The sequence below is a fragment of the Pseudomonas sp. MB-090624 genome, assembly GCF_003205245.1.
Classification (GTDB): Bacteria; Pseudomonadota; Gammaproteobacteria; order Pseudomonadales; family Pseudomonadaceae; genus Aquipseudomonas; species Aquipseudomonas juntendi.
Genome location: NZ_QJRK01000004.1, coordinates 20,316 through 45,075, shown reverse-complemented (window position 1 = coordinate 45,075; position 24,760 = coordinate 20,316). Strand labels below are relative to the sequence as shown.

At 63.4% G+C, this 24,760-nt stretch carries 26 protein-coding genes; 10 read left to right on the top strand and 16 right to left on the bottom strand.

Annotated features, from left to right (window positions below; all coding sequences use genetic code 11):
- Positions 1 to 88: 88 nt before the first annotated feature.
- Positions 89 to 778 (bottom strand): phosphate regulon transcriptional regulator PhoB, encoded by a 690-nt coding sequence (gene phoB, locus DMX12_RS03155; protein ID WP_003253341.1) that lies wholly within the window; start codon positions 776 to 778, stop codon positions 89 to 91.
- Positions 779 to 951: 173 nt separating this feature from the next.
- Between phoB and DMX12_RS03150 the strand changes: the two genes are divergently transcribed.
- Complete coding sequence (locus tag DMX12_RS03150) at positions 952 to 1,320, top strand: hypothetical protein (RefSeq protein ID WP_033690727.1); 369 nt, start codon at positions 952 to 954, stop codon at positions 1,318 to 1,320.
- A 64-nt stretch (positions 1,321 to 1,384) separates the two neighbouring features.
- Here DMX12_RS03150 and ubiA read toward each other — a convergent pair whose 3' ends face one another.
- Positions 1,385 to 2,275 carry a 4-hydroxybenzoate octaprenyltransferase gene (gene ubiA, locus DMX12_RS03145; protein WP_054912421.1) on the bottom strand — a complete coding sequence of 297 codons (891 nt, stop codon included), beginning with the start codon at positions 2,273 to 2,275 and terminating at the stop codon, positions 1,385 to 1,387.
- The gene (locus tag DMX12_RS03140; protein ID WP_110676189.1) at positions 2,275 to 2,832 is read right to left on the bottom strand and encodes a chorismate lyase; all 558 of its coding nucleotides are present in this window, start codon (positions 2,830 to 2,832) and stop codon (positions 2,275 to 2,277) included. Before DMX12_RS03140 ends, ubiA begins: the two co-directional genes overlap by 1 nt.
- Before the next feature lie 190 nt (positions 2,833 to 3,022).
- Here DMX12_RS03140 and DMX12_RS03135 point away from each other — a divergent pair, with 190 nt between their 5' ends.
- The 4 genes from DMX12_RS03135 to DMX12_RS03120 all read left to right on the top strand — a co-directional run bounded on the left by DMX12_RS03135 (position 3,023) and on the right by DMX12_RS03120 (position 5,372).
- A complete protein-coding gene (locus tag DMX12_RS03135) occupies positions 3,023 to 3,190 on the top strand; it encodes a rubredoxin (RefSeq protein WP_003253349.1) in 168 nt (55 codons plus the stop codon).
- Between the two features lie 16 nt (positions 3,191 to 3,206).
- Positions 3,207 to 4,355, top strand: a complete 1,149-nt coding sequence (locus DMX12_RS03130; RefSeq protein ID WP_110676187.1) for an NAD(P)/FAD-dependent oxidoreductase — start codon at positions 3,207 to 3,209, stop codon at positions 4,353 to 4,355.
- 187 nt (positions 4,356 to 4,542) lie between these two features.
- Positions 4,543 to 4,848 (top strand): HU family DNA-binding protein, encoded by a 306-nt coding sequence (locus DMX12_RS03125; protein ID WP_009684519.1) that lies wholly within the window; start codon positions 4,543 to 4,545, stop codon positions 4,846 to 4,848.
- A 146-nt stretch (positions 4,849 to 4,994) separates the two neighbouring features.
- Entirely contained in the window at positions 4,995 to 5,372 is a 378-nt protein-coding gene (locus DMX12_RS03120) for an SCP2 sterol-binding domain-containing protein (protein ID WP_009684520.1), read from the top strand.
- Between the two features lie 31 nt (positions 5,373 to 5,403).
- Here the strand turns inward: DMX12_RS03120 and DMX12_RS03115 are convergent, their stop codons facing one another.
- The 6 genes from DMX12_RS03115 to exbB form a co-directional block, all read right to left on the bottom strand.
- Positions 5,404 to 6,807: an aminoacyl-tRNA deacylase and HDOD domain-containing protein gene (locus DMX12_RS03115; protein WP_110676185.1), complete on the bottom strand. Its 1,404-nt coding sequence runs from the start codon at positions 6,805 to 6,807 to the stop codon at positions 5,404 to 5,406.
- 78 nt (positions 6,808 to 6,885) lie between these two features.
- Positions 6,886 to 8,964, bottom strand: a complete 2,079-nt coding sequence (recG, locus tag DMX12_RS03110) for an ATP-dependent DNA helicase RecG (RefSeq protein WP_009684522.1) — start codon at positions 8,962 to 8,964, stop codon at positions 6,886 to 6,888.
- A 3-nt stretch (positions 8,965 to 8,967) separates the two neighbouring features.
- The gene (locus DMX12_RS03105) at positions 8,968 to 9,894 is read right to left on the bottom strand and encodes a hydrogen peroxide-inducible genes activator (protein WP_087500924.1); all 927 of its coding nucleotides are present in this window, start codon (positions 9,892 to 9,894) and stop codon (positions 8,968 to 8,970) included.
- A 94-nt stretch (positions 9,895 to 9,988) separates the two neighbouring features.
- The gene (locus DMX12_RS03100; protein ID WP_033690730.1) at positions 9,989 to 10,720 is read right to left on the bottom strand and encodes an energy transducer TonB; all 732 of its coding nucleotides are present in this window, start codon (positions 10,718 to 10,720) and stop codon (positions 9,989 to 9,991) included.
- Positions 10,717 to 11,145, bottom strand: a complete 429-nt coding sequence (gene exbD, locus DMX12_RS03095) for a TonB system transport protein ExbD (protein ID WP_009684525.1) — start codon at positions 11,143 to 11,145, stop codon at positions 10,717 to 10,719. The genes DMX12_RS03100 and exbD overlap by 4 nt, the downstream gene beginning before the upstream one ends.
- A 3-nt stretch (positions 11,146 to 11,148) precedes the next feature.
- Positions 11,149 to 12,114, bottom strand: coding sequence for a tonB-system energizer ExbB (exbB, locus tag DMX12_RS03090; RefSeq protein ID WP_009684526.1), 966 nt, complete (start codon positions 12,112 to 12,114; stop codon positions 11,149 to 11,151).
- 191 nt (positions 12,115 to 12,305) lie between these two features.
- Here exbB and DMX12_RS03085 point away from each other — a divergent pair, with 191 nt between their 5' ends.
- Positions 12,306 to 13,163, top strand: a complete 858-nt coding sequence (locus DMX12_RS03085; RefSeq protein WP_054881210.1) for an SDR family oxidoreductase — start codon at positions 12,306 to 12,308, stop codon at positions 13,161 to 13,163.
- 142 nt (positions 13,164 to 13,305) lie between these two features.
- Here DMX12_RS03085 and DMX12_RS03080 read toward each other — a convergent pair whose 3' ends face one another.
- The 5 genes from DMX12_RS03080 to DMX12_RS03060 all read right to left on the bottom strand — a co-directional run bounded on the left by DMX12_RS03080 (position 13,306) and on the right by DMX12_RS03060 (position 18,009).
- Entirely contained in the window at positions 13,306 to 14,037 is a 732-nt protein-coding gene (locus DMX12_RS03080) for a hypothetical protein (RefSeq protein WP_110676183.1), read from the bottom strand.
- A 58-nt stretch (positions 14,038 to 14,095) separates the two neighbouring features.
- Positions 14,096 to 14,476 (bottom strand): RidA family protein, encoded by a 381-nt coding sequence (locus DMX12_RS03075; protein ID WP_009684531.1) that lies wholly within the window; start codon positions 14,474 to 14,476, stop codon positions 14,096 to 14,098.
- A gap of 23 nt (positions 14,477 to 14,499) precedes the next feature.
- On the bottom strand, positions 14,500 to 16,608 hold the full coding sequence (gene spoT / locus DMX12_RS03070; protein WP_009684532.1) for a bifunctional GTP diphosphokinase/guanosine-3',5'-bis pyrophosphate 3'-pyrophosphohydrolase: 2,109 nt from the start codon (positions 16,606 to 16,608) through the stop codon (positions 14,500 to 14,502).
- A gap of 59 nt (positions 16,609 to 16,667) precedes the next feature.
- Positions 16,668 to 16,931, bottom strand: a complete 264-nt coding sequence (rpoZ, locus tag DMX12_RS03065; RefSeq protein ID WP_003253383.1) for a DNA-directed RNA polymerase subunit omega — start codon at positions 16,929 to 16,931, stop codon at positions 16,668 to 16,670.
- 205 nt (positions 16,932 to 17,136) lie between these two features.
- A complete protein-coding gene (locus DMX12_RS03060) occupies positions 17,137 to 18,009 on the bottom strand; it encodes a LysR family transcriptional regulator (protein WP_009684533.1) in 873 nt (290 codons plus the stop codon).
- Positions 18,010 to 18,254: 245 nt separating this feature from the next.
- On the opposite strand from DMX12_RS03060, the gene DMX12_RS03055 reads away from it, so the two are divergent.
- The 3 genes from DMX12_RS03055 to DMX12_RS03045 all read left to right on the top strand — a co-directional run bounded on the left by DMX12_RS03055 (position 18,255) and on the right by DMX12_RS03045 (position 21,997).
- Positions 18,255 to 19,598, top strand: a complete 1,344-nt coding sequence (locus DMX12_RS03055; protein WP_370593786.1) for a glutamine synthetase family protein — start codon at positions 18,255 to 18,257, stop codon at positions 19,596 to 19,598.
- 4 nt (positions 19,599 to 19,602) lie between these two features.
- Positions 19,603 to 20,376, top strand: coding sequence for a gamma-glutamyl-gamma-aminobutyrate hydrolase family protein (locus tag DMX12_RS03050; RefSeq protein WP_110676181.1), 774 nt, complete (start codon positions 19,603 to 19,605; stop codon positions 20,374 to 20,376).
- 79 nt (positions 20,377 to 20,455) lie between these two features.
- Positions 20,456 to 21,997: an APC family permease gene (locus DMX12_RS03045; RefSeq protein WP_047149774.1), complete on the top strand. Its 1,542-nt coding sequence runs from the start codon at positions 20,456 to 20,458 to the stop codon at positions 21,995 to 21,997.
- 135 nt (positions 21,998 to 22,132) lie between these two features.
- Here DMX12_RS03045 and gmk read toward each other — a convergent pair whose 3' ends face one another.
- Positions 22,133 to 22,753, bottom strand: a complete 621-nt coding sequence (gene gmk, locus DMX12_RS03040) for a guanylate kinase (RefSeq protein WP_110676179.1) — start codon at positions 22,751 to 22,753, stop codon at positions 22,133 to 22,135.
- 13 nt (positions 22,754 to 22,766) lie between these two features.
- Positions 22,767 to 23,630 (bottom strand): YicC/YloC family endoribonuclease, encoded by an 864-nt coding sequence (locus DMX12_RS03035; protein ID WP_110676177.1) that lies wholly within the window; start codon positions 23,628 to 23,630, stop codon positions 22,767 to 22,769.
- A gap of 205 nt (positions 23,631 to 23,835) precedes the next feature.
- Here DMX12_RS03035 and rph point away from each other — a divergent pair, with 205 nt between their 5' ends.
- Positions 23,836 to 24,558, top strand: coding sequence for a ribonuclease PH (gene rph / locus DMX12_RS03030; RefSeq protein WP_009681991.1), 723 nt, complete (start codon positions 23,836 to 23,838; stop codon positions 24,556 to 24,558).
- The last annotated feature ends 202 nt before the right edge of the window (positions 24,559 to 24,760 follow it).

Here is a 24,760-nt window from a genome sequence, read left to right as displayed (position 1 = left end):
AGCGGATCAGTGGTGCTGATAGTCCTTTTCGAGCCTGATGCTACATGCTCTTTCTTGCAGCTTGCAGCTTGCAGCTTGCAGCTTGCAGCTAGCTCTTGGTCGAGAAGCGGTAGCCGGTGCCGCGCACGGTTTGTACCAGATTCTCGTAGGCCTCACCCAGCGCTTTGCGCAGGCGGCGGATGTGCACGTCGACCGTGCGTTCCTCGACATAGACGTTGCCGCCCCACACCTGGTCCAACAGTTGGCCACGGGTGTAGGCGCGTTCCTGGTGGGTCATGAAGAACTGCAGCAGGCGGTATTCGGTGGGGCCCATTTCAGCCGGCTTGCCGTCGATGGTCACGCGGTGGCTGATCGGATCGAGCAGCAGGCCGCCGACCTCGATCGGTGCCTCGCTGTCGCTTGGGCCGGTGCGGCGCAGCACGGCTTTGAGCCGCGCAACCAGCTCGCGCGGTGAGAACGGTTTGGTGATGTAGTCGTCGGCACCCACTTCCAGGCCCTGGATCTTGTTGTCCTCTTCACCTTTGGCAGTGAGCATGATGATCGGAATGTCGCCGGTCAGTTCATCGCGCTTCAGGCGGCGGGCCAACTCGATGCCGGAGGTACCCGGCAGCATCCAGTCGAGCAGGATCAGGTCCGGCTTGCGGTCGACGATGATCGCGTGGGCCTGTTGGGAGTTTTCCGCTTCCAGGCAGTCATAGCCGGCCATTTCCAGGGCAACGGCGATCATCTCGCGAATCGGCGCTTCGTCGTCGACGATCAGAATGTTCCTGCCTACCATGCTCAAAACCTCTCCTGGATTCAGTGTCTTGGCCCGCATTAGATAACGGAATTATTGCAGCTGTGTGACAGGGCGTTGGCCGTTCTGGCGACATTGCGTGACTGAACTAGGCTACAGAGGGCCGCGGTTCTGGCAACCCGAACCCATTACCCCCCGAAACGATGGTGAATCCAATGACACGACATACGCTGAGCTGGATGGCCCTTTTCACTGCGCTGGCACTTCCGGGGGTGGCCTCGGCACAACCTGCAATGGAAAAGGATGGCATGTGGGTCGATCATGCCGGCATGACCCTGTACACCTTCGACAAAGATACCGGCGGCAAGTCGATGTGCAATGGCGAATGCGCCAAGAACTGGCCGCCTTTGATGACCAGTGGCGGCGAAAAAGCCGAAGGCAAGTGGACGCAGATCAAGCGGGACGACGGCAAGATGCAGTGGGCCTACGACGGCAAGCCGCTGTATACCTTCGTCAAGGACAAGAAGGCTGGCGATATGACCGGTGACGGCATGAAAGACGTTTGGCACGTCGCCAAGCCGTAAGGGCTTTCAATCGGCCTGTGGGGGCGGGGTAAGCCCGTTCCCACAAGGTAGAGTGCTCACGCTGTCAGCGCAGCGCGTAGTCCAGAACCACCCCCACGAACACCAGCAACCCCGCCCAGTGATTGTGCAGGAACGCCTTGAAGCACGACTCGCGGTCCAGCTTGCGTGTCGACCAGTACTCCCAGGCAAAGCACGCCAGCGCCCCCAGCAGCCCCAGATGGAACCAGCCGCCGAGGTCGAAGCGGCTACCGGCCAGCAACAGGCAGCCCAACGACAACAACTGCAAGGTCAGGATGATGCTGCGGTCGGCCTCACCGAACAGGATGGCCGTGGATTTCACGCCGATCTTCAGGTCGTCGTCCCGGTCGACCATGGCGTAATAGGTGTCGTAGCCCACCGTCCACAGCAGGTTGGCGATATACAGCAGCCAGGCACTGGCCGGCAGTTCGCCGCCAGCGGCCGTGAACGCCATCGGAATGCCCCACGAGTACGCTGCCCCCAGCACCACTTGCGGGTAGTAGGTGTAGCGCTTCATGAACGGGTAGCAGAACGCCAACGCCACCGCGCCGAATGACAGCCACACGGTGCGGCTATTGGTGCACAGCACCAGCAGGAAACTGACCCCGACAAGCATGGCGAACAGGGCCAGTGCCTCGCGCGGGCGCACGCGGCCACTGGCCAGGGGCCGGTCGGCGGTACGCTTGACGTGGCCATCCACCTTGCGGTCGGCAAAATCATTGATGCAGCAGCCGGCGGCGCGCATCAGTACCACGCCAAGGCCGAAGATCAGCACGTTGGCCAGGGTCGGCGAGCCGTTGCCGGCAATCCATACCGCCGACAGCGTGGGCCACAGCAGCAAGTAGATACCGATCGGACGGTCCATGCGGCTGAGCTGGACAAAGTCCCAGGCACGCGGGTGCAGGCGGTTCAGCGACTTGAGCAGTTGCAGGTACATCAGCTGTTTTCCTCCTGGGCTGCTTGCCACAGCGCCGGCAGAAACACCTCGGCTACCAGCAGGTCCAGCCCGTCACGTTCAAACCGCGAGCGGCGGGCCCATAGCGCTGGCCGGGCGGCATCTGCCGGCAACCACGCCTGTGGGTAACTGCACACTTCGAGTGGGTGGCGGATGAACGCCTGGTCGCAGAACAGCAACTCGCCCAACGAACGGCTGCCGAGGCGTTCCAGGTCCAACCCGCCGCGCGCCAGGGCACTGCGGCTGGCCACGCTGCGGGCGAACACCCACGGCTGGCCATGGCCGCGCAGGTACACCTCGCGCACCCAGCCTTCAGCGCCAACAGCGATGCCCAATGCCTGGCATTCGTCGGCGCGCAGTGGCTGCCAGCCCTCGAACAAAGGGGTGACGGAGAAGTCATCGTGGGCCAGGCGCGTCAGGCGGCGGGTCAGTGAGCCTTCGTCGAACAGCCAGTCAAGGGTGGGCTGGTCGATGTCGGTCGCCAGCCGTGAATACGGCAGCCACGCGACAGCGGCTGCTTGCGGGGATTCGTACGACACGTCGGTCTGCTTGTTACAACCTGAGAGGCGGCGAGCTTAGCATGATTGCCCCGACTGCTTGCATACTGCGGGCAGGGCCGCTACAAAGCCCCCAAGCATTGCGCGTTGGTCCCTGTTGCAGCGGGTTCACCCGCCATAGGGCCGTCAGCAGCAACACAAAGCCCCAGCCTGACCCGAGGAAAACAACCTGATGAAAAAGTGGCAATGTATCGTCTGTGGCCTGATCTACGACGAAGCCGAAGGCTGGCCCGACGACGGCATCGCCCCTGGCACCCGTTGGGAGGACGTGCCGGAAGACTGGCTATGCCCTGACTGCGGTGTTGGCAAAAGCGACTTTGAAATGATCTCCATCGGCTAAGCGAGGCAAGCACGACATGACGTCCCCTGTGGTAATCATCGGTACCGGCCTGGCGGGCTACAACCTGGCCCGCGAATTTCGCAAGCTCGATGCGCATACGCCGTTGCTGCTGATCACCGCCGATGACGGTCGTTCCTACTCCAAGCCCATGCTTTCCATGGGCTATGCCAAGCACAAGGGCGCCGCTGACCTGTGCATGGCCGAAGCCGGTGCCATGGCCGAGCAGCTGAACGCCGAAATCCGCACCCATACCCGCATCAGCGGCATCGACCCTGGGCACAAACGCCTGTGGATCGGCGAAGAGGCCGTGGCATACCGCGACCTGGTGCTGGCGTGGGGTGCGCAGACCGTGCAGGTGCCGGTTGAGGGCGATGCCAGTCACCTGGTGTTCCCCATCAACGACCTGGAGGACTACGCACGCTTTCGTGCTGCCGCCGCCGGCAAGCAACGCGTGCTGATTCTCGGCGCTGGCCTGATCGGCTGCGAGTTTGCCAACGACATGAGCCTGGGGGGCTTTCAGGTAGACGTGGTAGCGCCATGCGAGCAGGTCATGCCGACCCTGTTGCATCCGGCCGCTGCCGGCGCGGTACAACGTGGGTTGCAAGACCTGGGCGTACGCTTTCACCTTGGGCCGGTTCTGACCCGCTTGCAGCAGGCGCCCCACGGCCTGGAGGCGCACCTGTCGGATGGCAGCGTGGTTGGCTGTGACCTGGTCGTTTCGGCCATTGGCCTGCGCCCGCGTACCGACCTGGCTGCCGCGGCCGGGTTGCAGGTCAACCGTGGCGTCAGCGTGGACCGTGAGCTGCGAACCTCCCACGCCAATATCTTCGCCCTCGGGGATTGTGCCGAGGTAGACGGCATCAACCTGTTGTACGTGATGCCACTGATGAGTTGTGCACGGGCACTGGCCCAAACCCTGGCCGGCAAGCCCACGGCAGTTGCCTACGGGCCAATGCCGATCACCGTGAAAACCCCGGCCTGCCCGCTGGTGGTTTCGCCACCGCCACAGGGGCGAGAAGGCACTTGGCAGGTGGAAGGGCAAGGCAATGACCTGAAGGTGCTGTGCATCGATGCGGGTGGCGGGCTGCTGGGTTACGCCCTGACCGGGACTGCGGTCATGGAAAAGCTGGCGCTGAACCGCCAGCTACCTGCAGTTATGGCGTAATTGCCCGGCGTTCTGTCTGGTTTGTCCTGTTGTTGCCTGCACAATGGCCGCTCAGATACTGGCGCGGCCTCGAACCACGTGCCATTCTCACTCCCGTCTGCCGCAGGTTAGAGCCTGCGGTGCCTTGAGCGCTGCTCCTGAAGGCAGCACGGCATAACAACAAGAATTCCGTCAAAGAGGCTTTACTATGCGCAAACCAGAACTCGCCGCCGTCATCGCTGAAAAAGCTGACCTGACCAAAGAAAAGGCTAATCAAGTGCTGAACGCGATTCTCGACAGCATCACGGGTGCCCTGGACAAGGACACCGTGACCCTGGTTGGTTTCGGCACTTTCGAAAAGCGTCACCGCGGCGCGCGTACCGGCAAAAACCCGCAAACCGGCCAGCCGGTCAAGATCAAAGCCAGCAATACCGTAGCTTTCAAGCCCGGCAAGAACCTCAGGGACAGCGTCAATACGCCGGCCGCGCCGAGCAAGGCCAGCAAGAAAAAGTAACTGTGCACTGAGGATGCGTTGATCCCGAACGGGCGCCAGATGGCGCCCGTTGTGCTTTACACCCGGTAATTGCTGCGAACTTGCATAAAAAGGTCATTAGGAGGATAAACTGCGCAACTTAGTCACTTTTCCATCGAGGCGTGTCGATGAAGTTCCGCTTTCTTCTCTGGGCCATGGGGCTGCTGATGGCCCGGGCCAGCCGCAATAATCCGGCATTCCAGCAGCAGCTCAAAGGCAAGGACCTGGTGTTCCAGATGCAGACCCTGGACGGCAAGGTCGCCCGGCACTTTATCGTCAGCAACGAGCGGGTCAGCAGCAAAAGCGGGTCGTACTCACAGCCAGCCTTTGCCATTGCCTTCAAAGATGCCGCCTATGGCTTTGCCACCTTGCAGGCAAGCAATAAGCAGTTGGCGTTCATGCAGGGCATCCAGGACAAGAACATCCAGATCAAGGGCAATCCGGCGTTGGTGATGTGGTTTCAGGGGTTGATGAAGTACCTGAAGCCAAAGAAGAAGCAGGGCTGAAATGTTTGGGGCCGCCAAGCGGCCCCGGGCTTCAATGCGGTGCGTTGAACTGCGAAGCCAGCTCCCGCAGCAAGCTCTCGGCCTCCAGCACTTTGTTCACCACATCCTCGGCTTTTTCCCGGGCAATGCCCAAACGCTCCAGCAGTTCGTCAGGAATCTCCTCCAGCGGCCCCGAGCCAATCCCCCGCGAGCGCAGCAGGCGTGTGGCCAGGCATACCAGGTTGGGGAATGCCGAAAACTCGCCATCGTAGGCCGGGTCGTGCTGGAAACGCAGCGCGGCCGAGAGCTCTACCGGCATGTCCCACAGTTTCATCAACCAGGCACCAATCTGCTCGCGGCTGATGCCCAGCAGGTGTTGTTCCACATAGGTGTGGTTCAGGTGAGGGTTGACCTCCAGGTGGCGACAAATCAGCGAGAAGTGCGGCGGGAAAACGTGTGCCAGCAGCAGGTAACCGAAGTTGTGCAACAGCCCGGCCAGGTAGGTCAGGCCTGCTTCAGGGCGCTCTGCCCGCGGCATGGCTCGGGTAAGGCCCTCGATGATGGCGGCGGTGTAGATCGACTGCTGCCAGTACGGGGTGGCCTGCTGAGGGCTGTCCTTGGGCAGGCTCAGGGTCTTGCCCAGGGCCAGGCCAAGGGCGAGGTTGATCACCAGGTCGAAGCCCAGCACGCGCACGATGGCGTCTTCCACCGAGCGGATCTTGCCCGGCGAGGCGTAGTAGGGTGATGCCGCCCAGCTGACCACCTGGGCGGCCAGGGCCGGGTCGGTTTCAACCACCCCAGTGATATCGTCGATGCTGGCGTTGGGGTCTACCCGCAGTTTGATGATTTTCTGCGCAGTATCGGCCAGCGGCGGGATTTCGATGGTTTCTTCCAGACGCTTCTGGATACGCCGGGCAGTGAAGGCTTGCACGGCATTGGTGATTTCGCGGGTATCGTCGTTGGGGCGGTCGAGGTTGGGGCTGATCGCCTCGACTTCCTGGCCAAAGCTGCTGGCGCTGGCCTTGAGCAACATGCGCTTGAAGTGCGCGCGCTCTATTTCCAGCAACAGGCCGGCTTCACCCGAATTGATGTACACCAGGTCGACGTCCAGCAGGCTTTTTTCGTACTGGCACGGTGAGCTGGTGAGCGCCGGGATGCCCGGCAGCGCCTTGAGCTGGTGTTTGTCGAGCATTTGCTTGAGGCGTGGCACCGACACGGCGGTGAGCTTGCGCCCGGTCAGTTCGGCCAGGCGGTTCAGGTCCAGCAGTTGGCTCTGCGGGAACAGCACCATCATGGCGCCCACCTCGTCGTCCAGCAGCACGGCCTGTACCCGCGAGGCTGCGGGCAGGTGCGGATGTTCGACCACCTCGCGGTAGGCTACGCCGAGTTTCTCGAGCAGCAGCCTGATGACGGAAGGCGTGTGTGGGGTTGCGGTGTCCAGGGCAACTTCAGTCATGGTCCGTATCCACTGATTCTTTTAAACGCGAAGTATAACCACCCTGGGCGCAAATCTGGATCCATTATGGGACAGGCGTCACACCTGACCATATTGCTGGCCATGACGCAGCCAGCGGTCCAGCAGCGGGCTGACGTGCTCCGGCCAGCGTGCGATCAGGGCCTGGGCGGCATCGCGTACCGCTGGCAACAGGTCGGCGTCGCGCATCAGGTCGGCGACCTTGAATTGCAGCAGGCCGGTCTGGCGGGTACCCAGCATTTCGCCCGGGCCGCGTAGCGCAAGGTCTTTTTCGGCGATGATGAAGCCGTCGTTGGTTTCGCGCATGATGCCCAAACGCTCGCGGCCGATCTGCGACAGCGGCGGGTGGTACAGCAGCACGCAATGGCTGACGGCGCTGCCGCGGCCCACCCGGCCACGCAACTGGTGCAGCTGGGCCAGGCCGAGGCGCTCGGGGTTTTCGATGATCATCAGGCTGGCATTGGGCACGTCCACGCCCACCTCGATGACGGTGGTGGCGACCAGCAACTGCAGGTTGCCGGCCTTGAACTCGGCCATGATCTCGGCCTTTTCCGCCGGTTTCATGCGGCCGTGGATCAACCCGACTCGCAGTTCACCCAAGGCGCTGCCCAGCTCCTCGTAAGTGCTTTCGGCTGCTTGGCAGGTCAGTTCCTCGGACTCTTCGATCAGCGTGCACACCCAGTACGCCTGGCGCCCTTCAGCGCAGGCGGCGCGTACCCGTTCGACCACTTCGAAACGCCGGCTGTCGGCCACCAGCACGGTGTTCACCGGCGTGCGCCCAGGCGGCAGCTCGTCGAGCACCGAGGTGTCCAGGTCGGCGTAGGCACTCATGGCCAAGGTGCGCGGAATGGGGGTCGCGGTCATGATCAGCTGGTGTGGGCACAGCTCGCCGGCCACGCCTTTCTTGCGCAGCGCCAGGCGTTGCTGCACGCCGAAACGGTGCTGTTCGTCGATGATGGCCAAGGCCAGGTGCTTGAACTTCACCTCGTCCTGGAACAGGGCGTGGGTGCCGACCACCATCGGGGCGCCATTGGCGATCTGCTCGAGCGACGCCGCCCGCGCCTTGCCCTTGAGTTTGCCGGCCAGCCAGGCCACCTCCAAACCCAAAGGCTCCAGCCAGCGCTTGAAGGTGATGTAGTGCTGTTCGGCAAGGATCTCGGTGGGGGCCATCAATGCCACCTGATAACCAGCCTCCAGGGCCTGCAACGCGGCCAGCGCGGCGACCACGGTCTTGCCGGCACCCACGTCGCCTTGCACCAGGCGCATCATCGGCTCGTGCTGGCTGAGGTCGTAGGCAATTTCGTTGGCGACGCGCTGCTGCGCGCCGGTCGGCTGGAAGCCCAGATTGGCCAGGTATTGCGCCGGCAGCCGGGTGGCCTTGGGCAGCACTGGCGCACGCAGGCTGCGCAGGCTCTCGCGCAGGCGCTGTTGCGACAGCTGGTGGGTGAGCAGCTCTTCGAATGCCAGGCGGTGCTGAGCCCAGTGGTGGCCCAGGGCCAACTCCTCGACGTCGGCGTCGGCGGGCGGGTTGTGCAGGTAGCGGATGGCGTCATCCAGCGGCGCCAGCTGGTAGTCGCGGGCCAGTTCGTCGGGCAGCCAGTCGGGCAGGCTGCGCGGGCCGAGCAGGCTCAGGCTCTGTTGGCACAGTTGGCGCAGGCGTTGCTGGGTGAGGCCCTCGGTAGACGGGTAGATCGGGGTCAGGGTCTGATCGACCGGCGGTGGCGGTTCGTCACCGTTCAGTGCGCGGTACTCCGGGTGGTAGATCTCCAGCCCGGAAGCACCCGGGCGAGCTTCGCCGTAGCAGCGCAGGTGGGTGCCGCGCTTGAGCCCTTCCTTTTGCGCGTTGCTGAAATGGTAGAAGCGCAAGCTCAACACGCCACTGCCGTCACCCAGGCGTACCACCAGGCTGCGACGCTTGCCCATGGTCACGTCGGCACCGCTGACCACCCCCTCGATCACCGCGTCCTGGCCTGGGCGCAGCTGGCCGATCGGAACCACGCGGGTGCGGTCCTGATAGCGCAGGGGCAGGTGGAACAGCACGTCCTGCAAGTTTTCCAGGCCGACCTTGGCGAGCTTTTCGGCCATGGCCTCGCCAACACCCTTGAGCACGGTGACCGGGACGTTCGACAGCTCCGTCATGACTCAGGCCGGTTGTTCTGCAGGGGCCTTGGCTACCGAGCACAGGCGGATCGAGTCGGCGAGGATCTCGATGGCCTTTGGCCGTGGGAAGCTGGCGCGCCAGGCGATGGCCACGGTGCGGAACGGTGCCGGGGCGGTCAGCGGGCGGACTTCGATGACCCCAGGCGCGTAGTGGTGGCTGTGCACCGCCGACAGCGGCAGGATGGACACGCCAAGGCCGGACGCTACCATGTGGCGGATGGTTTCCAGCGAGCTGGATTCGACCGTGGTGTGCCGCGACCCTTCACCCCCCTTGTTCAGGGTAGGGCAGGCTTCCAGCACCTGGTCACGGAAGCAGTGACCTTCACCCAGCAGCAACAGGCTCTTGTCGTTGAGCATGGCGGTGTCGATGGTCTTTTTGGCCGTCCATGGGTGGTCGGCAGGCATCAGCGCGCAGAACGGTTCGTCGTAGAGGGGCAGGGTGAGCACATCGGCTTCATTGAACGGCAGGGCGATGATCACCGCGTCCAGCTCGCCATTGCGCAGCTTCTCGCGCAGCACATGGGTGAAGTTTTCTTCGATGTACAGCGGCATCTGCGGTGCCACGCGGTGCAGTTGCGGGATCAGGTGCGGGAACAGGTAGGGGCCCACGGTGTAGATGGCACCGACCTTGAGCGGCGCAGTCAGCTGGTTCTTGCCAGCCTGGGCCAGTTCGCGAATGCCCTGGGCCTGCTCCAGTACCTTTTGTGCCTGGGCAACGATGCTCTCGCCGACAGGGGTCAGGCGGACCGCGCTTTTGCTGCGTTCGAAGATCAGAACGCCAAGCTCATCCTCAAGCTTCTTCACACCGACCGACAGGGTCGGCTGGCTCACGTGGCAGCGCTCGGCGGCATGGCCGAAGTGCTGTTCCTGGGCGAGTGTGACGATGTAGCGTAGTTCTGTGAGGGTCATAACGTGCGTCCATGAAGTTGCGGCCCCAGCATAGCGGCTGCAATCGATAGACGCACGTTATCAGACTTGCCGATTTGTGACAGAAACAAAAGTCTTAGCGGCGGTCCAGCGAGTAGACGAAGGGCGCCACGACTTCGATGGTGCCATTGTTCAACAACTCGGGTGGCGGCTTTGGCACTTTGCCGGCGCGGCGGATCATTTCCATGGTCGCGCGGTCCAGCGCGGCACTGCCCGACCCACCGGCCATCGAATACGACACCACCTTGCCCTCGGCGTCGACCACGAAGCGCAGGCGGTTGATGCCTTGCAGGCCACGGCGGCGCGCGTCTTCCGGGTACCGTTTGTACTTGGCCAGGTGGCGCAGCAGGTCACTCTGCCAGGTCGGCAGGGCGTTGCTGTTGGACGCGATGCTCGGGGCCGGTGCCGCGGACTTCTGCGGAGGCGTATTGCTCGGCGGCGCGTCGACGGTCTGCTCGGTCGGCGGTGCTTCCTTCGGCGGCTCAGGCTTCTTCTCAGGCTTGGGCGGCTGGGGCTTGGCCTTCGGCTTGGGCGGCTTGGGGATGGCGATCTTCGGCTTGGGTGCCTCCACCAGCTTCGGCAGAGGTGGTTCCTCTACCGGTGCAGGTGGCTGCGGCGCCGCTTTCGGGGGCGGCGGTGGCGCGGGTTCCGGCAGCGGTGCCAGTTCGACCATCATGGCTGCTGGCGGCAACTCGATGGCCTGGGGCACAGACCAGTTGAGCGTCAGCAGCACGGCGACCACGTGCACGCCCAGCACGATCGCCAGGCTGCCAGCGTAGCGCGCCATGTTTGAGCGCGGTTTTGTCATTTCTTGGCTGCCGTCTCGAGACCTACCAGGCCGACTTTCAGGTAGCCGGCCGAGCGCATGTTGTTCATCACTTCCATCAGGTCACCGTAATCCACGCCTTTGTCGGCCTGGAAGAAGATGGTGGTTTCCTTGTCACCCTTGGTCTTGGCGTCGAGCATCGGGCCAAGCTGGTCGGGTGCCGGGACCTGATCGTCGCCGACGTACAGCTTCTGGTCTGCCTTCACGCTGACGAACACCGGCTTCTCGGGCCTCGGCGCCGGTTTGGCGGTCGAGGCCGGCAGGTCGACCTTGATATCGACTGTGGCCAGGGGGGCGGCAACCATGAAGATGATCAGCAGTACCAGCATTACGTCGATGAACGGCGTAACGTTGATTTCGTGGTTTTCGGCGAGGTCGTCGCCACCTTCGTTGAGATGCAGGCCCATGGCTTACCCCACTTTCACCATGTGCGGGGCGGCGCGCTCGCTGCCTTGGTGGTCCAGATCGCGGCTGACCAGCAGCAGTACCTGGGCGGAAGCATCGGACACCTGAGCCTTGTAGCCGGCAATGGAACGGGCGAAGACGTTGTAGATGACCACGGCCGGGATTGCCGCGACCAGGCCCAGGGCGGTGGCCAGCAGGGCTTCGGCGATACCCGGGGCGACCACGGCCAGGTTGGTGGTCTGGGTCTTGGCGATACCGATGAAGCTGTTCATGATGCCCCAGACGGTGCCGAACAGGCCGACGAACGGGGCGGTGGAACCAATGGTGGCGAGTACGCCGGTGCCGCTGCTCATGTTACGGCCGCTGGCATGCACCAGGCGCTCCAGGCGGAAGCTGACGCGTTCCTTGATACCCTCTTTCTCGCGGGCATTGGCCGAAAGGCGCATCTCTTCAAGGGCGTCGTGCACCAAGGTATGGGCCAGCGTGCCTTCCTTGCTGGAGACTTCGCTGGCATCTTTCAGCGTGGTGGCCTTCTTCAGCTGGGCGATTTCGCCACGCAGGCGGCGTTTGGCGCCCATCAGCTCGAAGCCTTTGGCGATCCAGATGGTCCAAGTGATGATGGAGGCGATAGCCAGGCCGATCATGACGATCTTCACCACGATGTCGGCGTTCTTGTACATGCCCCATGGGGACAGGTCGTGGGCCATGCCCAGCGAGGTATCTTCAACCAGGGCTTCGACGCTTGGGTCTGCTGCAGCTGGTGCACCGGCAGTGGCGCTGGTGGCGGGTGCTTCGCCAGCCGGGGCGGTGCTCGGGGCAGCAGCTGCAGTGGCGGCGGCCGGCGTGGTGGTATTGGCGGTTGGCTCATCGGCCATGGCTGCCGGGGCCAGCACCAGGCTGAGCGTCAGCGCGGCGATGGCGCGCCAGGCGCGCGACTGGGTTGGCGAAGCGGAGGGTTTAGTACGTGTCATGCTGGCCGGACCTGATGAAGAGAAAAGACGAACGTTCTCCAAGGCCTCGAGGCGGGCCGAGAACAACTTGGCCGCCATTATTGCAAGTAATTCTTGTTAACAAAAGTAATATTGTAGCTTTTTTCGCCTATGGTCTAGCCATCCATCGTGTAGCGTGGTTGGGCTGATCAGTTGGTCCAGGGAGTTTTGTGATGTCAGACCTTTCCGTGATGGTGGTGGGTTGTGGTGATGTAGGCGGGCGCTTGGCCCGGCAGATGCTGGCACGTGGCTGGCAGGTCAGTGGCCTGCGCCGTTCGGTGGGGCAATTGCCTGCGGGGGTTCACCCGGTGGCTGCGGACTTGGCCGAGCCCTCGCTGCCAGCCGCATGGCCACGGGGTACGCTGGACTACCTGGTGTACTGCGTGGCGGCCAGCCAGCATGACGAGGCGGGTTACCGGGCGGCGTATGTCGACGGTTTACGCCATGTGCTGGCCTGGCTGGCCGAGCGCGGCCAACGGCCGCGCCGTCTGCTGTTCGTGTCAAGCAGTAGCGTGTATGCGCAGAAGGACGGCGAGTGGGTTGAGGAAGGGTCGGCGACCGAGCCCGAGGGGTATTCGGGGCGGGTGATGCTGGAAGCGGAGCGCTTGGCCCTTGGCAGCGGCATACCGGCGAGTGTGGTGCGCCTCACTGGCATCTACGGCCCCGGCCGCGAGTGGCTGCTGAGCCAGGTACGCCAAGGCTATCGGGTGGCTGAGCAGCCGCCGCTGTACGGCAACCGTATTCATGCCGAAGATGCTGCCAGCTTGCTGGCGTTTCTGCTGCAGGAAGATGCTGATGGCAAGGCGTTGGACGACTGTTACATCGGGGTTGACGATGATCCGGCACCGCTGGCCGATGTGGTGGCCTGGTTGCGGGCCTACCTGGGGGTCACCGAGTGGTCAGATGAACAGCGCGTGCGGCGTACCGGTAGCAAGCGCTGCAGCAACGCACGGGTGAAGGCGTTGGGCTGGGCGCCGGTGTATCCGAGTTACAAGGAAGGCTACGCAGCCATCCTGGCGGCGAAAGCCTGACCACACCCTTGACGCGACTTCTGTAGGCGCGGCCTGGTGTTGCAATTGGGCTGCAACGCAGCCCTGGCAATCCACGCGGCGACGCTGATGCCCTGGTGCCGTGTTGCGGCCCTGTCGCGAAACAAGGCCGCTGCTGCAGGCTTCAGTTTTTTTTCAGCAACCATTGGCGCTTGCCCGCTGCCAGTTGGGGCATGTCATCAGCCTGGGCACGGTTCACCGCCTGGAAGATCTCCAGCTTGTCGCCCTCACGCTTGATGATGAAAGGCGCACCCCGTTGGTTGCGCTCCAGCCACAGGCTGTCGTTGCTGCCGCCCATGGTGGCGCAGTCGCCGGCCAGGCACAGGGCGAAACGGTCTGGCCCAGGCAGGCCAGTGACGTTGCCGGTATCGCTGAAGCGCGCTTTTCCGCCTTGGCCCTGGCCTTCGAGAATGGTCCATTCACCGCCCAGATACGCTTGGTACAGGGCTTTTTCGAAGCTGCTGCCCAGCGGGGCGTTGGCGGTGGCAGAGGGTTGTACGCGGACAAAAGCCTGCTTTGCGCCGCTCTGGTCTGTGGTCAGCAGTTCGTCACCGTCCAGCGCAAGCTGCTCGGTCTGGCCACCGTCAAAGTTGGCCTGCAATTGCTTGTCGAGCGTGACCAGCTGGCCGTCCGCCGCTTCGAAGCCATTGCTGTAGCTGGCCTGTTGGTTGGCGACGTCGAGCTTCCACTCGAATACCGGACCATTTTCATTGAGGGCCTGGCGCAGGCTGTCGCCCTTTACCGCGGCCTTGATCGCAGCCTGGTTGATCCAGGTGCCGTTGAAATCTTCGGGTTTGTGGCTGGCGCAGCCGCTCAGGAGCAGGGCTGCCAGCGCGAGGGGCAGTGCGTGACGCATGTCGGGAAACCTTGCGCAGGAGAGGGAGCGACGGGCAGGGTGCCCGTCGCCCAAGGCATCATTCGATGACCAGGATGGCGTCCATTTCGACCTGGGCGCCTTTTGGCAGCGCAGCAACGCCAATCGCGGCGCGCGCTGGGTAAGGCTGTTCGAAGTAACGGCCCATCACCTCGTTGACCTTGGCGAAGTGGCTCAGGTCAGTCAGGAAGATGTTCAGCTTGACGATGTCCTTGAACGAACCGCCAGCAGCCTCAGCCACGGCCTTGAGGTTCTCGAATACCTGCACGGTCTGGGCTTCGAAGCCTTCGACCAGCTCCATGGTCTTCGGGTCCAGCGGGATCTGGCCGGACATGTACACGGTATTGCCGGCCTTGATCGCCTGCGAGTAGGTACCGATAGCGGCGGGTGCCTTGTCGCTGTTGATGACGGTCTTGCTCATGATGACTCCTTGCGGTTGGCGGACTACGTACGCATGCGGGTGATGCGGACCACACCGGTCAAGGTACGCAGCTTCTTGATCACACGGGCCAGGTGCACGCGATCGTGTACGCTGACCACCAGTTGGACCACGCTGATACGGCCGTCGCGCTCGTCCATGCTGATTTTCTCGATATTGCCGTCGGCCGCGTTGACGCTGCTGGCAAGCAGGGCAATCAGGCCGCGCTGGTGCTCCAGTTCGACCCGCAGTTCGACATTGAACTCGCCGGTGATGTCCTTGGCCCAGGAAAGCTGCACGCATTTTTCCGGGTTGTGGCGGATTTCACTGATGTTGCGGCAGTTCTCCAGGTGCACGACCATGCCCTTGCCTGCCGACAGGTGGCCGACGATCGGGTCGCCCGGGATGGGTGTACAGCACTTGGCATAACTCAGTACCAGCCCCTCGGTACCGCGGATCGCCAGCGGCCCTTCCGGTGCTGGCAACTGTTCGCCTTCGGCTGACAGCAGGCGGCGCGCAACCACATACGCCATGCGGTTGCCCAGGCCGATATCTTCGAGCAGGTCTTCGATCAGTTCCAGGCGGTACTCCGCCAGGATCGCCTGGATACGTTCCTGAGGGATCTTCTCCAGGCTGCTGTCGAAGCCGGTCAGCACCTTGTTCAGCAGGCGTTCGCCCAGGCTGATGGATTCGGACCGGCGCTGCTGCTTGAGCGCGTGGCGGATGTGCGTGCGCGCCTTGCCGGTAACCACGAAGTTGAGCCAGGCCGGGTTTGGCCGGGCGCCCGGGGCGCTGACGATTTCCACCGTGGACCCGCTCTGCAGCGGTTCGGACAACGGCGCCAGGCGGCGATTGATACGGCAGGCGATGCAACTGTTGCCGACGTCGGTGTGTACCGCGTAAGCGAAGTCGACGGCCGTCGAGCCTTTGGGCAGCTCCATGATGCGGCCCTTGGGCGTGAACACGTAGACCTCGTCCGGGAACAGGTCGATCTTCACGCTTTCGATGAACTCCAGCGAGTTGCCAGCACGCTGCTGCAGCTCGAGGATGCCTTTGACCCACTGGCGGGCACGGGCGTGGCTGCCCTTGGGTTGCTCGTCGTCGTTGGACTTGTACAGCCAATGCGCCGCGATGCCGTTGTTGGCCATCTCTTCCATCTCGCGGGTGCGGATCTGGATTTCGATGGGCACGCCATGCATACCGAACAGCGTGGTGTGCAACGACTGGTAACCGTTGGCCTTGGGGATCGCGATGTAGTCCTTGAAGCGGCCGGGCAGCGGCTTGTAGAGGTTATGCACGGCGCCGAGCACACGGTAGCAGGTATCGACTTTGTCAACGATGACGCGGAAGGCGTACACGTCCATGATCTCGTTGAAGGCGCGGCGCTTGCCGCGCATCTTCTTGTAGATGCCATAGAGGTGCTTCTGCCGGCCGCTGATTTCGCCTTCGATGCCATCTGCAGCCAGGCAGTTCGCCAGCGAGTGCTCGATCTTGGCGACGATTTCCTTGCGGTTGCCACGAGCGCTTTTCACCGCACGGTGAATCAGCGACGAGCGCATGGGGTGCATGGCCTTGAAGCCGAGGTCTTCGAACTCCACGCGCACCGTATGCATGCCCAGGCGATTGGCGATGGGGGCGTAGATTTCGAGGGTTTCCTTGGCGATGCGCCGGCGCTTTTCACCGGACAGCACTTCAAGGGTGCGCATGTTGTGCAGGCGGTCAGCCAGCTTGACCAGGATCACGCGGATATCGCGCGCCATGGCCATGGCCATTTTCTGAAAGTTTTCAGCCTGCGCCTCGGCCTTGGTTTCGAAGTTCATCTGGGTCAGCTTGCTGACCCCGTCAACCAGCTCGGCCACGGTCTCGCCAAATTGCTGGCTGAGGGCTTCCTTGGCGATACCGGTGTCTTCGATCACATCGTGCAGCATGGCCGCCATCAGGCTTTGATGGTCCATGTGCATGTCGGCGAGGATGCTGGCCACGGCCAGCGGGTGGGTCACGTAGGGCTCGCCGCTGCGGCGGCGCTGCCCGTCGTGGGCCTGTTCGGCGTAGAAATAGGCGCGCCGGACCAGGTTGACCTGTTCAGGGCCAAGATAGGTCGACAGCCGTTCGGCCAAGGCTTCTATACCCGGCATGGGTTTACCTCCTGCCGAGGAAGAGGGCCTTGCGCCGTGCGACGTCGACCTGGCATCAATCAGACAGCCTCGTTGTTCTCGTCCTCGAACGCGGCGAACACCGGATCCTCGGTGACGATCTCTTCAGCGGCGATGAATTCGTTGGTGACGATGCCTTCGGCGATTTCACGCAGGGCAACGACGGTAGGCTTGTCGTTTTCCCACGCTACGCGTGGTTCCTTGCCGCCGGTCGCCAGCTGGCGAGCGCGCTTGGTCGAGAGCATGACCAGCTCAAAGCGGTTATCCACGTGTTCCAGGCAGTCTTCAACAGTTACGCGGGCCATGGTCTTCCTCAGTAGCAAATGCGGTGGGCGTGCAGCCCAATAGTGGGCAGGCGGACTCGATAGTATAAAAATTCACCAGCCAATAGGGAAGCGCTGTTTTGCCGAGCAGCGTCATCCCCAAGCCTGCCACCGCACCGTGCAGGCGCGGTTTCAGCCGCGAAAGGGCCGAAACAGACACCCTCGACGCATGAGCCTGACGATAACCTCAGAGCATCGCGCCGCGCAACCTCGGGGTCAGCTCTTCGAACAAGGTCTGCACCGAGCGCAGTGCCCGGCAGTCTGGGCGGGTCAGCAGCCACAGCTGGGTGTCGCAGCCTGCCAGCGGCCCGCTGAGCGCATCGACGCCGGGCAGCGCATGCACCATGTAGTCCGGCAGCGCCGCCACGCCCAACCCGGCGGTCACCAACTGGGCGATGGTCGACATGCTGCTGCACTGGTAGCGCGGGCTCAAACCGGGGTGCTGCTGGTTGCGCCAGACCACCGTGGGGTGGTCCTGCATGGAGTCGTCAGGGGCGATCCACGGGGTGCTGGCAGGCGATTCGGCCAGCCGCTCGCGCCACTGCGGCTGGCCGCAGATGACATAGGACGTCGAGCCCAGGTTGCGGCCCACCAGGTGCTCCGGCGGTGTATTGGTCAGGCGCAGGGCAATGTCGGCGTCGCGCCGGCTGAGGTTGGCGAAGGTGTTGGAGGTGCCCATTTCCAGCGACAGCGCCGGGTAGTTGGGCATGAACTCGGCCAGCGCCGGCAGCAGCAGGCTGTGCATGACCGCCTCGGTACAGGTCAGGCGCACCGTGCCGCTGACCACCTGCTCGCCACTGGTCATGGCAATGCGCGCGGCCTCCAGCGCCTGCTCGGCACGCTCGGCCTGCTCGGCCAGGGCCTGGGCAGTATCGGTTGGCAGGTAGCCTTTGCGGCTTTTCACGAACAGCGCAGTACCGAGGGCCGATTCCAGCCGGCGTATCGAGCGAAAGACCGTCGATACGTCAACTTTGAGCAACTCGGCGGCCTTCGCCAGCGAGCGGCCACGCTCCAGTGCCAGGACCAGAGTGAGGTCGGCGTGGGTGATCTGATATTGCATTGGTGCACGCTCTGCTTGCCGAATTGCCAATGTCTGTTGCGTCAGGGCCATTTTATAGTGAAACCGCCCCCCGGAATCAATGCGCTCGGTCGGGTCAACAATCCCCACGATGGGAAGTGAAAAGAACAACAGCTGCAACCATCGTCGCCCATGAGGCGCCAGCCGTACCCCCCACATCGCCGCAGCAAATCAAAGGATGTACAGCCATGACGTCGGTCACCCCGTGCGCCAGTTCTTCCAGCGAGATGAAAGACTTCCTCCAGGCCCACCCGGACACGCAGTACGTCGACCTGCTGATCTCCGACATGAACGGCGTGGTACGCGGCAAGCGCATCGAGCGAGCCAGCCTGCACAAGGTGTACGAAAAGGGCATCAACCTGCCGGCGTCGCTGTTCGCCCTGGACATCAACGGCTCCACTGTGGAAAGCACCGGCCTTGGCCTGGACATCGGCGATGCCGACCGTATCTGCTTCCCGATCCCTGGCACGTTATCGGATGAGCCGTGGCAGAAGCGCCCCACAGCCCAGTTGCTGATGACCATGCACGAGCTGGATGGCCAGCCGTTTTTCGCCGACCCGCGGGAAGTGCTGCGCCAGGTGGTCAGCAAGTTCGACGACCTGGGCCTGGCTATCTGTGCCGCCTTCGAGCTTGAGTTCTACCTGATCGACCAGGACAACCTCAATGGCCGCCCGCAACCGCCGCGCTCGCCGATTTCCGGCAAGCGCCCGCAATCGACCCAGGTGTACCTGATCGACGACCTCGACGAATATGCAGACTGCCTGCAGGACATGCTCGAAGCCGCCAAGGAGCAGGGGCTGCCGGCGGACGCCATCGTCAAGGAAAGTGCCCCGGCGCAGTTCGAGGTCAACCTGCACCACGTTGCCGACCCGCTGAAAGCCTGCGACTACGCGATCTTGCTGAAACGGCTGATCAAGAACGTGGCCTACGACCATGAAATGGACACCACCTTCATGGCCAAGCCCTACCCGGGCCAGGCAGGCAACGGCCTGCACGTGCACATCTCGCTGCTGGACAAGAAAACCGGCAAGAACATCTTCGCCAGTGACGACCCGCTGCAGAGCGACACCCTGCGTCACGCCATTGGTGGGGTGCTGGAGACGATGCCGGCATCGATGGCCTTCCTGTGCCCGAACATCAACTCCTACCGCCGCTTCGGCGCCCAGTTCTACGTGCCCAATGCGCCGAGCTGGGGCCTGGACAACCGTACGGTAGCCGTCCGCGTGCCCACCGACAGCAGCGACAACGTGCGCCTTGAGCACCGTGTGGCCGGCGCCGACGCCAACCCGTACCTGATGCTGGCGGCCATCCTGGCCGGCGTGCATCACGGCCTGACCAACCAGGTCGAACCCCAGGCGCCGATCGAAGGCAACTCCTACGAGCAACTCGAACAGAGCCTGCCGAACAACCTGCGCGATGCCTTGCGCGCGTTGGACGACAGTGAAGTGCTCAACCAATACATCAGCCCGGACTACATCGATATCTTCGTGGCCTGCAAGGAAAGCGAACTGGCCGAGTTCGAAGTGTCGATTTCCGACCTCGAGTACAACTGGTACCTGCACACGGTGTAAGCCCATGAGCGCAACTGCGGTCCCCTTGATCGGTGTCAGCGCCTGCCGCCAGCAGGTGGGGAAGAACTCGTCGCACACGGTTGGCGACAAGTATGTCGAGGCGGCCGCGTTTGCCGGCCTGCCGCTGATTCTGCCGGCCCGTGACGGTGGCAGCGACACGCAAGCGTTGCTGGCCTGCCTGCACGGCATTGTTTTTACGGGCTCGCCTTCAAATATCGAACCGCATCATTACAATGGCGCCCCCAGTGCCGCGGGCACCCGGCATGACCTGGCGCGTGACCGGCTGACCTTGCCGCTGCTGCAGGCGGCGATCGCCGCCGGTGTGCCGGTGTTGTGCATTTGCCGTGGTTATCAGGAACTGAACGTGGCCCTGGGGGGCAGCCTGCACCAGCGTGTGCAGGAGCTGCCTGGCTACCTGGACCATCGCGAGCCCGAAGACGCGCCCCTGGAGGTGCAGTACGGCCTTCGGCACCCGGTGTTCGTCGAGCCTGGCGGCTTGTTCGAGCGCCTGGGGCTGGCAGCGCAGTTCGAGGTCAACTCGCTGCACAGCCAGGGCATCGAGCACCTGGCTTCGTGCCTGCGGGTCGAAGCGCGGGCCCCGGACGGCCTCATCGAAGCGGTGTCCATGCCCGGTGCGCCGGGCTTCGTCCTTGGCGTGCAGTGGCACCCAGAGTGGCGGTTCAGCGAAAACCCGGTCTCGCTGCGCCTGTTTCAGGCGTTTCGCGAGGCCTGCGTTGCCTATGCAGCACGGAACGGCGCACGGCTGACGCGCCCCTGACAGCAAGCTTTCAATGAGTGAAAGCGGGCCTTGTGCGTAAGGCCTGTAAGAACAATTCCAAAATTTACGGCAAATACTCATGAGCAATTACACAGAAGCCGCCCGCCCACCCGACGTGGCGGCCGAAGCGGGCAACAATCAGCGCAGCAAAGGCCTGGCCAAGGGCCGCCTGGGCTTGCTGGCCAGCGTGGTACTGGGCATCTCCACCATCGCCCCGGTGTATACCCTCACCGGCGCACTGGGCCCTACCGTGCGTGAGGTAGGGGCACACCTGCCAGCCGTGTTCATCGTCGGCTTCCTGCCAATGCTGCTGGTAGCCCTGGGCTACCGTGAACTGAACTCGGCAGAGCCGGACAGCGGCACCTCCTTTACCTGGTCGGCGCGCGCCTTCGGGCCGATGATCGGCTGGATCGGGGGGTGGGGGCTGGTGGTTGCCACCACCATCGTGCTGTCCAACCTGGCGGGGGTGGCGGTCGACTTCTTCTACCTGTTCCTCGGCCAGATCACCGGCAGGCACGCGCTGGCGGGGCTGGCCGACAACCTGTTGATCAACATCGTCACCTGTTGTGTGTTCATCGCCCTGGCGGTGTGGATCTGCTGCCGGGGCATGGCCACCACCATGACCGTGCAGTATGGCCTGGTGGCCCTGCAACTGCTGGTATTGGTCGGCTTCGCTTTCGCCGCGTTCGGCGGCACCACCGCGCCACCGCCGATGGCGTTCGACCTGGCCTGGTTCAACCCATTCGGCGTGGAGTCGTTCTCGGCCTTTGCCGCGGGCTTGTCGCTGTCGATCTTCATCTTCTGGGGTTGGGATACCTGCCTGACCGTCAGCGAAGAGTCGGTTGGCAGTGAAGAGGTGCCGGGCAAGGCTGCCACCCTGACCGTCATGCTGATCCTCGGCCTGTACCTGTTCACTGCCATTGCCACCCTGCAGTTTGCCGGCATTAGCGAAACCGGCCTGGGGCTCAACAACCCGCGCATCCAGGAGAACGTGTTTGCCCACCTGGCCGGCCCGGTGATGGGGCCGCTGGCGATCCTGATGTCCATTGCCGTGCTGGCCAGTACCGCAGCCTCGTTGCAATCGACCTTCGTGGCGCCGGCGCGCACGCTGCTGGCCATGGGTTATTACGGCGCAGTACCGCCGAAGTTCGCCAGCGTTTGCCCACGCTCGCAGACCCCACGCTACGCCACCATTTGTGCAGGTGTGGCGGCGGGCCTGTTCTACGTGACCATGCGTACGCTGAGCGAGAACGTGTTGGCCGATACCATCACTGCGCTGGGCATGATGATCTGTTTCTACTATTCGCTGACGGCGTTTGCCTGCGTCTGGTATTTCCGCGGCAGCCTGTTCAGCAGCGTGCGCCACTTCTTCATGCGTGGCATGTGCCCGCTGGTGGGTGGGGTGATTCTGTCGGTGATCTTCGCGCGTACCGCCATCGACAGCGCGTCGCCGGACTTCGGCAGCGGTTCGCATGTGGGCGGGGTGGGGCTGGTGTTCGTGATTGCCGCGATCATCTCGGTGCTGGGCATCGGGCTGATGATGCTGTCACGCCTGCGTGCGCCGGCGTATTTCCTGGGGGCTACCCTGCGTCAGCAGGCTACCCTGCCTTTGCAGGAATAAAGCAAGGGGCCGCGATGCGGCCCAATCGCCGGCAAGCCAGCTCCCACATGATCTCCACAGTTCTCAGCTAGTGTGAGGCACCTGTGGGAGCTGGCTTGCCGGCGATTGGGCTGCAAAGCAGCCCCGTGCGGTCTCTCAGGAGAGCAATTCTTTCAGCAGCCCACTGTTGCGTTGCTGTTGCTTCCTCAACACCAGGCGGTTGGCGCGGAACACCGCCTTCAAATCCTCCAGCGCCTCGTCGAAATCATCATTGATGATCACGTAGTCGTACTCGTCGTAGTGCACCATCTCGCTGACCGCTTCTTTCATGCGCCCATCGATGATCTCTTCGCTGTCCTGCCCGCGCCCGTCCAGGCGCTGGCGCAGCGCCTGCTGGCTCGGTGGCAGGATGAATACCGACAACGCATCGGGCATCACCCGGCGAACCTGCTGGGCGCCTTGCCAGTCGATTTCCAGAATCAGGTCATAGCCCTCGTCCAGGGTTTGCTGCAGTGCACTGCGCGACGTGCCGTAGAAATTGCCGAACACTTCGGCATGCTCCAGGAAGTCACCCTGTGCGATCAGCGCCTTGAATTCCTCGTGCACGACGAAGTGGTAGTTCACCCCGTGCTGCTCGCCCGGGCGCATGGCGCGGGTGGTGTGCGAGACCGAGACGCGGATCTGCCGGTCTTCCTTGATCAGGGCGTTGACCAGGCTGGTCTTGCCGGCGCCGGAAGGGGCCGAGACGATGTAGAGGGTGCCGCTGTTGTGGTTCATGGTTGGGGTGGCCTTACTCGATGTTCTGTACTTGTTCACGCATCTGTTCGATCAATACCTTCAGGTTGACCGCCGCCTGCGTGCTGCGTGGGTCGAAGGCCTTGGAGCCAAGGGTGTTGGCCTCGCGGTTGAGCTCCTGCATCAGGAAGTCCAGGCGCCGGCCGGCGGCGCCGCCCCCCTTGAGCACACGGCGTACTTCGGTAACGTGGGTGCTGAGGCGGTCGAGTTCCTCGGCCACGTCGCTTTTCTGGGCCAGCAGCACCATTTCCTGCTCGAGGCGCTGTGGGTCGAGCTCTGCCTGCATGTCGCCGAAGCGGTCGAGGATTTTCTGCCGCTGCGCCGCGAGCATCTGCGGCACCAGTGCGCGCAGCGTCGTGACTTCACCGGCCATGCTGTCCAGGCGCTCGTTGATCAGGCGCGCCAGTTCCTGGCCTTCGCGCTGGCGCCCGGCCTTGAGTTCGGCCAGGGCTTCGTCGAACAGCGCCATGGCTTCGGCGTTGAGTGCCTGCGGGTCACTGGTATCGGCGACCAGCACGCCGGGCCACGACAGCACTTCCAGCGGGTTGAGCGGGGCTGGCTGCGTGATCAGCCCGGCCACTTCTTCGGCGGCGGCGACCAGTTGTGCGGCGCGCTCGCGGTCGACCTTCAGCGGCTTGCCGGTGCTGTCTTCATTCAGGCGCAAGGTGCATTCCACCTTGCCCCGTGACAGCCCTTGGCGCAGGCCTTCACGCACGCCGCCTTCGAGGTCGCGCAGGGCCTCGGGCAGGCGCAGGTGCGGCTCCAGGTAACGGTGGTTGACCGAACGCAGCTCCCAGACCAGGGTGCCTTGGCTGCCGGCGCGCTCGACACGCGCAAAAGCGGTCATGCTATGCACCATGGGGAGTACCTCGCTTGGATAAGTGAACGGCGCAGGATTGTAGCGCAGTGGGGGCGTGGCGCCCAATCGGCCTATGTTACCGGTAGGTGGTGGCCGGGGTAGGAAAAGGCGACGGGCCGTCTGCGCGCGACAATAGGCATGTCCTCACCGGGCTTGCGGCTCTATAATGCTCGCCAGATTCAAAGTCCCAGTACAGGTATCCCAGATGAAACGTCCAAGTGGTCGCGCCGCCGATCAGCTCCGCTCGATCCGCATCACCCGCAACTACACCAAGCACGCCGAAGGGTCGGTACTGGTCGAGTTCGGTGACACCAAGGTCATCTGCACGGTCAGCGTGGAAAACGGTGTGCCGCGCTTCCTGAAAGGCCAGGGCCAGGGTTGGCTGACCGCCGAGTACGGCATGTTGCCGCGTTCCACCGGTGAGCGTAACCAGCGAGAAGCCAGCCGCGGCAAACAGGGTGGCCGCACTCTGGAAATCCAGCGCCTTATCGGGCGCTCTCTGCGTGCTGCACTGGACATGAGCAAGCTGGGCGACATCACCCTGTACGTCGACTGCGACGTGATCCAGGCCGATGGCGGTACCCGTACCGCGTCCATCACCGGTGCCATGGTTGCCCTGTGCGACGCCCTGGCAGTAATCAAGAAGCGCGGTGGCCTCAAGGGCGGTAACCCGCTCAAGCACATGATCGCTGCCGTTTCGGTCGGCATGTACCAGGGCGAAGCGGTGCTCGACCTGGACTACCTGGAAGATTCCGCTGCCGAAACCGACCTGAACGTGGTCATGACCAGCGCGGGCGGCTTCATCGAAGTGCAGGGCACTGCCGAAGGCGCGCCGTTCCAGCCGGAAGATTTCAACGCCATGCTCGCCCTGGCGCAGAAAGGCATGACCGAAATCTTCGAGCTGCAGCAGGCGGCGCTGGCCGATTGAGACCAGCCGGAGAGGTGCAGATGTTCTGCCACCTCTCCGCGCTGCTGGGCCCGCTGATCTGGCGGCCGATCACATAGATTTTCTGTGGCCCCGTTCGCGGGCACGCCCGCTCCCACAGGGATCGCGGCGCTTTCACTGGTAGCGCCGTACCTGTGGGAGCGGGCGTGCCCGCGAACGGGGCTGCAAAGCAGCCCCAATGGCC